Genomic DNA, 6,392 nt, shown 5'->3' with positions numbered 1-6,392 from the left:
TCCCCTTCGTCTAGTGGCCTAGGACACCGCCCTTTCACGGCGGTAACAGGGGTTCGAGTCCCCTAGGGGACGCCATTGCGGGAATAGCTCAGTTGGTAGAGCACGACCTTGCCAAGGTCGGGGTCGCGAGTTCGAGTCTCGTTTCCCGCTCCAAACAAAAAACGCCGTTCGTTTGAACGGCGTTTTTTTTTTCGTCTGGATTTCTTGCAAACCGTTAGGGGTTGCAGGGCAGGTGTCAGCCCTGCAACCCCTTGTAGATCAATGCTTGCTGTCGTCGTCAGACATGCTCAGCAGCTGCTTTTCCTGGTTCCAGTCGAACGGCTCGTCGTTCTGCTCGGCCTCATAGCGGCGCTCTTCCAGCTCCTGATAGAGGGCCAGCTCCTGTTCGGGCATAAAGTGCAGGCAGTCACCGCCAAAGAACCACAACAGATCCCGCGGCACCAGGTGGGCGATCTGCGGGTAGCGTTGAATGATCTGGCACATCAGGTCCTGACCCAGGTAGGTGCTCTCCGGATCGACCGGCAGCTGCAGCATCAGGTCGTCGAAGCGCTCCAAGAACAGCGCGTGGCTTTCTTCCGGCACTTGTTCGGCTTCGCCCAGAGCCGCGAGGATAGTGCGCAGGTGGGTGAGCAGGGCGAGATGATATTCCAGGCGATCGGTAGCCATGCTGGCAGTCCTCTTGAGCAAAAACGGGCGCGGGAGTATACGGCTCCCGGCGCCCGATGTCCCGGCCCTTAACGAATTTTGCCGGGGGTAGGCAGCAGTTCCTCCTTGCTGAAGGCGTCTACGTCAATGACCTTGCGCCGGGCGGCCTCGGCGGCCTTTAGAGTGGTTGCTTCGGTCTCCTGCAAGATACCCGCACGCAGCGCCGCATCGATCGTCGACTCGGCCGCTGCGGGGCTGACTTCGCCGCCCTTGAGCGCCTGGTGCAGCTTTTTATGCAGCGGCGCGCACGCTTCGAGCAGGGTGCAGGCTTGCTGCAGGGCGCCAACCGGGTCATCGGCAGCCTCTGGGCGATAGCAACCGGCTAGCAGCTCTTCCAGTGCCGGGTCGCCTTTGGCGCGGCCAATCAACGCGGCCACTTCCGCATCGAGGGCGTCACTCGGGCCGGTATGGCGGCGACCGAACGGGAACACCACCAAGCGAAGGGCGCAGCCGAGGAAGCGGTTGGGGAAGTTGTCGAGTAAGCGGTCCAGTGCTTTCTCGGCCTGGCCCAGGCTTTCTTCCAGGGCCCAGCGCAGCAACGGTCGCATGTGCTCTGGGGAACCCAGGTCGTGGTAACGCTTGAGCGCAGCCGAACCCAGGTAGAGGTTGCTGAGCACGTCACCCAGGCGTGCTGACAGGCGTTCGCGGCGTTTCAGTTCACCGCCGAGCAGCATCATCGAGAGGTCTGCGAGCATGGCGAAGGCCGCTGCCTGGCGGTTGAGTGCACGGAAGTAGCCTTGGCTCAGGGCATCACCTGGCACCTTCTCGAAGTGACCCAGGCCGAGTCCGAGGACCAAGGTGCTGGCAGCGTTGCCGACTGCGAAGCCGATGTGCTGCATCAGCAACTGGTCAAACGCCTTGAGGGCCTGGTCGTGGTCTTCGCGCCCGGCCAAGGCCATTTCCTTGAGTACGAATGGGTGGCAGCGGATAGCGCCCTGACCAAAGATCATCAGGTTACGCGAAAGGATGTTGGCTCCTTCGACCGTGATGAAAATCGGTGCGCCCTGCCAATTACGCCCCAGGTAATTGTTTGGGCCCATGATGATGCCTTTGCCGCCGTGCACGTCCATGGCGTGCTGAATGCATTCGCGGCCACGCTCGGTCAGGTGATACTTGAGAATCGCCGACAGCACCGAAGGCTTCTCGCCCAGGTCCACAGCCTTGGCCGTGAGCAGGCGAGCGCTGTCCATCAGGAAGGCATTGCCGCCGATCCGCGCCAGCGATTCCTGGATGCCCTCGAAGGCTGCCAACGGCACATTGAACTGCTCGCGAACCCGCGCGTATTGGCCAGTGACCAGGCTGGTGTACTTGGCGGCACCGGTGCCTACGGCAGGCAGGGAGATCGAGCGGCCCACCGACAGACAGTTCATCAGCATCATCCAGCCTTTGCCGAGCATGTCCTGGCCGCCGATGAGAAATTCCAGCGGGACGAACACGTCCCTACCGCTGTTGGGGCCGTTCATGAAGGCCGCGCCCAAGGGCAGGTGGCGTTGGCCGATCTCGACCCCAGGGGTGTCGGTGGGGATCAATGCCAGGCTGATCCCCAGCTCTTCTTCCTGGCCCAGTAAGTGTTCAGGGTCGTAGGCCTTGAACGCCAGGCCCAGCAGCGTAGCCACTGGCCCCAGGGTGATATAGCGCTTTTCCCAATTCAGACGCAGGCCGATAACTTCTTCGCCCTGCCACTGGCCCTTGCAGATGATCCCGGTGTCGGGCATCGCTCCTGCATCGGAGCCGGCCAGCGGGCCGGTAAGGGCGAAGCAAGGGATTTCCTCGCCACGGGCCAGGCGCGGCAAGTAGTGCTGGCGCTGTTCGTCGGTGCCGTAGTGCAACAGCAGTTCAGCCGGCCCTAAAGAGTTGGGGACCATGACGGTCGACGCCAGGTCGCCGCTGCGGGTTGCCAGCTTCATTGCCACCTGCGAGTGGGCATAGGCAGAAAAGCCTTTGCCGCCGTACTCCTTGGGGATGATCAGAGCAAAGAAACCGTGCGACTTGATGTGCTCCCAGGCTTGCGGCGGCAGGTCCAGGTCCTGACCGATTTGCCAGTCGCTGACCATCGCGCAGAGGTCTTCGGTCGGGCCATCGATGAAGGCTTGTTCTTCTTCGCTGAGCTCAGGCTTGGAATAGTCGAGCAGGGTATTCCAGTTCGGGCGCCCGCTGAACAGCTCGCCATCCCACCAGACGGTGCCGGCATCAATCGCTTCGCGTTCGGTTTGCGACATCGGTGGCAGGGTGCGCTGGAACCATCCGAACAGCGGTCCGCTGAAAACTTTGCGGCGCAGATCCGGCAGCAGCACCAGTGCGGCTTTGGCCGCCAGCACCAGCCAAAGGACCGCCAGCAACCAACCGGGAGCACTACTGAAGACACCCATCAGCAGCACGTACACCGCCAGTACCGCCAACGCCGGTACAGCGGCGATGCGGCGGTGGGCCAGATACGCCGCACCGATCACCAGAACGACTAACCACAACAGCAACATATTCTTTCCTCCGTGAAACCTAAGGGCATTCTGCGATCCATCAGAGCTTAGACGGCATCCGACAATCGGCTTGTCAGAACAGTGACCGGCTGTGGCCGTGGGAGTTCGCCAAAAAGCGTGGGCGATTGTCAGGGCTGGCGCCTGGGGTAGACTGGGCGACCGCACATTTATCAGGACGACGTCATGCTCAAGATCTGGGGCCGGAAGAATTCGACCAATGTCAGAAAAGTACTGTGGTGCGCTGAAGAGTTAGGGCTGGAGTACGAGTCGATCGATGCCGGTGGTGCCTTCGGGCTGGTCAGCGAGCCCGAGTACCGGACGCTGAACCCTAACGGTCTGGTGCCAATGATCGAAGACGATGGCCTGGTGCTGTGGGAGTCCAATGCCATCGTGCGCTACCTGTCGGCGCAATATGGTGCCGAGGCTGGCTGGTATGCCGACGCTGCGCGCCAGCGCGCTGAAGCGGACAAGTGGATGGATTGGGTCACCTCATCGTTGGCCACGCCTTTCCGGCCACTGTTCTGGGGTATTTTGCGCACGCCCGCCGAGCAGCAGGATTGGGTGGCGATCAATGCCGCACACAAGACCTGCGCACAATTGCTGTCCATCGCCGATCAGGTATTGGCGCAGCGTCCGTACCTGTCGGGAGAGCAGTTGGGGATGGGCGACATTCCTTTGGGCTGCTTTGCCTATGCCTGGTTCGAGATGCCGATCGAGCGTCCTGAAATGCGCCATCTGCGTGCCTGGTATGAACGTTTGCAGGAGCGTCCGGCCTTTCAGGTCGCGGTGATGACCGCCTTGACCTGACCACTACGGTCAGCCTGATAGTTATTATCGATACACGTGACTGTACTTGTATGGCCTGGACAAGCACCATGGTCATATTCACTGCGGCCAGCTTGCATGGCCGCGTCTAGAACCTTCCAAACTGGTACGCGACCCGCTATGAGTTCTGCTCTGTCCATAAGGCAGCTAACCAAAACCTACGGCAACGGTTTCCAGGCCCTCAAGGGTATCGACCTGGACGTCGCCGAAGGTGACTTTTTCGCCTTGCTCGGCCCCAATGGCGCTGGCAAGTCCACCACCATTGGCATTCTCTCGACCCTGGTCAACAAAACCGGTGGCACGGTGAGCATCTTTGGCAATGACCTTGATCGCCAGCCGGCGGCGCTCAAGCGCTGCATCGGTGTCGTGCCACAGGAGTTCAACTTCAACCAGTTCGAGAAAACCTTCGACATCGTCGTGACCCAGGCCGGTTACTACGGCATCCCGGCCAAGGTGGCCAAAGAGCGTGCCGAAAAGTACCTGACCCAGCTTGGCTTGTGGGATAAGCGCGACGTGCCGTCGCGATCACTGTCTGGCGGCATGAAGCGCCGTCTGATGATCGCCCGCGCGCTGATCCATGAGCCGCGCCTGCTGATCCTCGACGAACCAACGGCGGGGGTGGATATCGAACTGCGCCGCTCGATGTGGAGTTTTCTCACCGAGCTGAACCAGCAGGGCATCACTATCATCCTCACCACCCATTACCTGGAAGAGGCTGAGCAGTTGTGCCGCCACATCGGCATCATCGACCACGGCACCATTGTCGAGAACACCAGCATGCGCGCGCTGTTGAGCAAGCTGCATGTCGAGACCTTCCTGCTCGATCTCAAGCAGGACCTGCCGCAGGCGCCGAACCTGGTCGGTTATCCGTGTCGGTTGGTCAGCCCGCACACTCTGGAAGTGCAAGTGGACAAGGATGTGGGTATCACGGCGTTGTTCGGCCAGCTGGCCTTGCAGAACATCGAAGTGCAAAGCCTGCGCAACAAGACCAATCGTCTCGAGGAGTTGTTCGTGTCTCTGGTTGAGAAAAATCTGGCGAAGGTGGCGGTATGAGTTCGGAGCTGAGCGCCAATCTGGTCGCCCTCAATACCATCGTCTATCGCGAAGTGCGCCGTTTTACCCGGATCTGGCCGCAGACCCTGCTGCCCCCGGCGATCACCATGGTCCTGTACTTCGTGATCTTCGGTAACCTGATTGGTCGGCAGATTGGCGACATGGGTGGGTTCACCTACATGGAGTACATCGTCCCGGGGCTGATCATGATGTCGGTGATCACCAATTCTTATGGCAACGTGGTCTCGAGCTTTTTTGGCAGCAAGTTCCAGCGTTCGATCGAAGAGCTGATGGTGTCGCCCGTCTCGCCGCATACCATTTTGATCGGCTATACCCTCGGCGGGGTGTTACGCGGCTTGGCAGTAGGGGTGATCGTTACCCTGCTGTCGCTGTTTTTCACCGACCTGCAGGTGCACCATCTGGGTATCACTATTCTGGTGGTGTTGCTGACAGCAACCATCTTCTCGTTGCTGGGCTTCATCAATGCGGTGTTTGCGCGCAACTTCGACGATATCTCGATCATTCCGACCTTCGTCCTGACGCCGCTGACCTACCTGGGTGGGGTGTTCTACTCGATCAACCTACTGCCACCGTTCTGGCAGACCGTGTCGATGGCTAACCCGGTGTTGCACATGGTCAACTCGTTCCGTTACGGCATTCTCGGGGTGTCGGACATTCGTATCGGCGTGGCGATCAGCTTCATGCTGATTGCCACCGCCGTACTGTATTTCGGTTGCAACCGCCTACTGGTCAGTGGGCGTGGAATGCGTACCTGAGACCTTCTGCTTGCGCCGGCGCCACTGCCGGCCTACCCACCAGCGCCAATAGAGCATGGTCAGGCAGTAGGCCAGGGCGCCGAGCAACAAGCCACAGACCACCGAGCCGAGCAGGAAGGGCTGCCACAGCGTCGACAGCTCACCGGTGATCCACTCGAAAGTCAGTTCTTCCGGCAAGGTCCTGGGTGGTACCTGCATCAGCCAGGCGCCCATCTGGTAGGTGCAGAAAAATACCGGCGGCATGGTGATCGGATTGGTCAGCCAGACCAGGCTGACGGCAATCGGCATGTTGCCGCGAATCATGATCGCCAGGCTTGCGGCCAGGAGCATTTGCATCGGCACCGGGATAAAAGCTGCGAACAGGCCAACCGCCATCGCCCGTGCCACTGAATGTCGATTCAGGTGCCAGAGGTTCGGGTCATGCAACAGCCGGCCGAGAAAGCGTAAGGATTTATGTTCCCTGATGCTGGTCGGGTCGGGCATGTAGCGTTTAAAGAGACGACGCGGCATGTAGGCTCTCGACTGGGTGAAGGGCGCAAGTATGCACGGATTCTAA

Annotated in this window: 6 protein-coding genes and 1 tRNA gene; 4 read left to right on the top strand and 3 right to left on the bottom strand. The window is 60.2% G+C overall.

Going from position 1 to position 6,392, the window contains the following annotated elements:
* The first annotated feature begins 77 nt into the window (after positions 1-77).
* Positions 78-153: transfer RNA gene (locus ACQRAX_RS24895), tRNA-Gly, on the top strand.
* Between the two features lie 105 nt (positions 154-258).
* Here the strand turns inward: ACQRAX_RS24895 and ACQRAX_RS24890 are convergent.
* Positions 259-666: a PA2817 family protein gene (locus tag ACQRAX_RS24890; RefSeq protein ID WP_045187118.1), complete on the bottom strand. Its 408-nt coding sequence runs from the start codon at positions 664-666 to the stop codon at positions 259-261.
* 68 nt (positions 667-734) lie between these two features.
* Entirely contained in the window at positions 735-3,182 is a 2,448-nt protein-coding gene (locus ACQRAX_RS24885) for an acyl-CoA dehydrogenase (RefSeq protein ID WP_412040736.1), read from the bottom strand.
* A 183-nt stretch (positions 3,183-3,365) separates the two neighbouring features.
* Between ACQRAX_RS24885 and ACQRAX_RS24880 the strand changes: the two genes are divergently transcribed.
* The 3 genes from ACQRAX_RS24880 (at position 3,366) to ACQRAX_RS24870 (ending at position 5,836) form a co-directional block, all read left to right on the top strand.
* Positions 3,366-3,989 carry a glutathione S-transferase gene (locus ACQRAX_RS24880; protein ID WP_412040735.1) on the top strand — a complete coding sequence of 208 codons (624 nt, stop codon included), beginning with the start codon at positions 3,366-3,368 and terminating at the stop codon, positions 3,987-3,989.
* Positions 3,990-4,127: 138 nt separating this feature from the next.
* On the top strand, positions 4,128-5,060 hold the full coding sequence (locus ACQRAX_RS24875) for an ABC transporter ATP-binding protein (protein WP_412040734.1): 933 nt from the start codon (positions 4,128-4,130) through the stop codon (positions 5,058-5,060).
* Entirely contained in the window at positions 5,057-5,836 is a 780-nt protein-coding gene (locus ACQRAX_RS24870; RefSeq protein ID WP_412040733.1) for an ABC transporter permease, read from the top strand. The genes ACQRAX_RS24875 and ACQRAX_RS24870 overlap by 4 nt, the downstream gene beginning before the upstream one ends.
* Here the strand turns inward: ACQRAX_RS24870 and ACQRAX_RS24865 are convergent.
* Positions 5,804-6,346, bottom strand: a complete 543-nt coding sequence (locus ACQRAX_RS24865; RefSeq protein WP_412040732.1) for a DUF2062 domain-containing protein — start codon at positions 6,344-6,346, stop codon at positions 5,804-5,806. The genes ACQRAX_RS24870 and ACQRAX_RS24865 overlap by 33 nt on opposite strands.
* Positions 6,347-6,392 lie beyond the last annotated feature (46 nt).

Source organism: Pseudomonas sp. UM16 (assembly GCF_050312595.1).
Classification (GTDB): Bacteria; Pseudomonadota; Gammaproteobacteria; order Pseudomonadales; family Pseudomonadaceae; genus Aquipseudomonas.
Note: the sequence above shows the minus strand (reverse complement) of the source record. Positions and strands in the feature narration are given on the sequence as shown.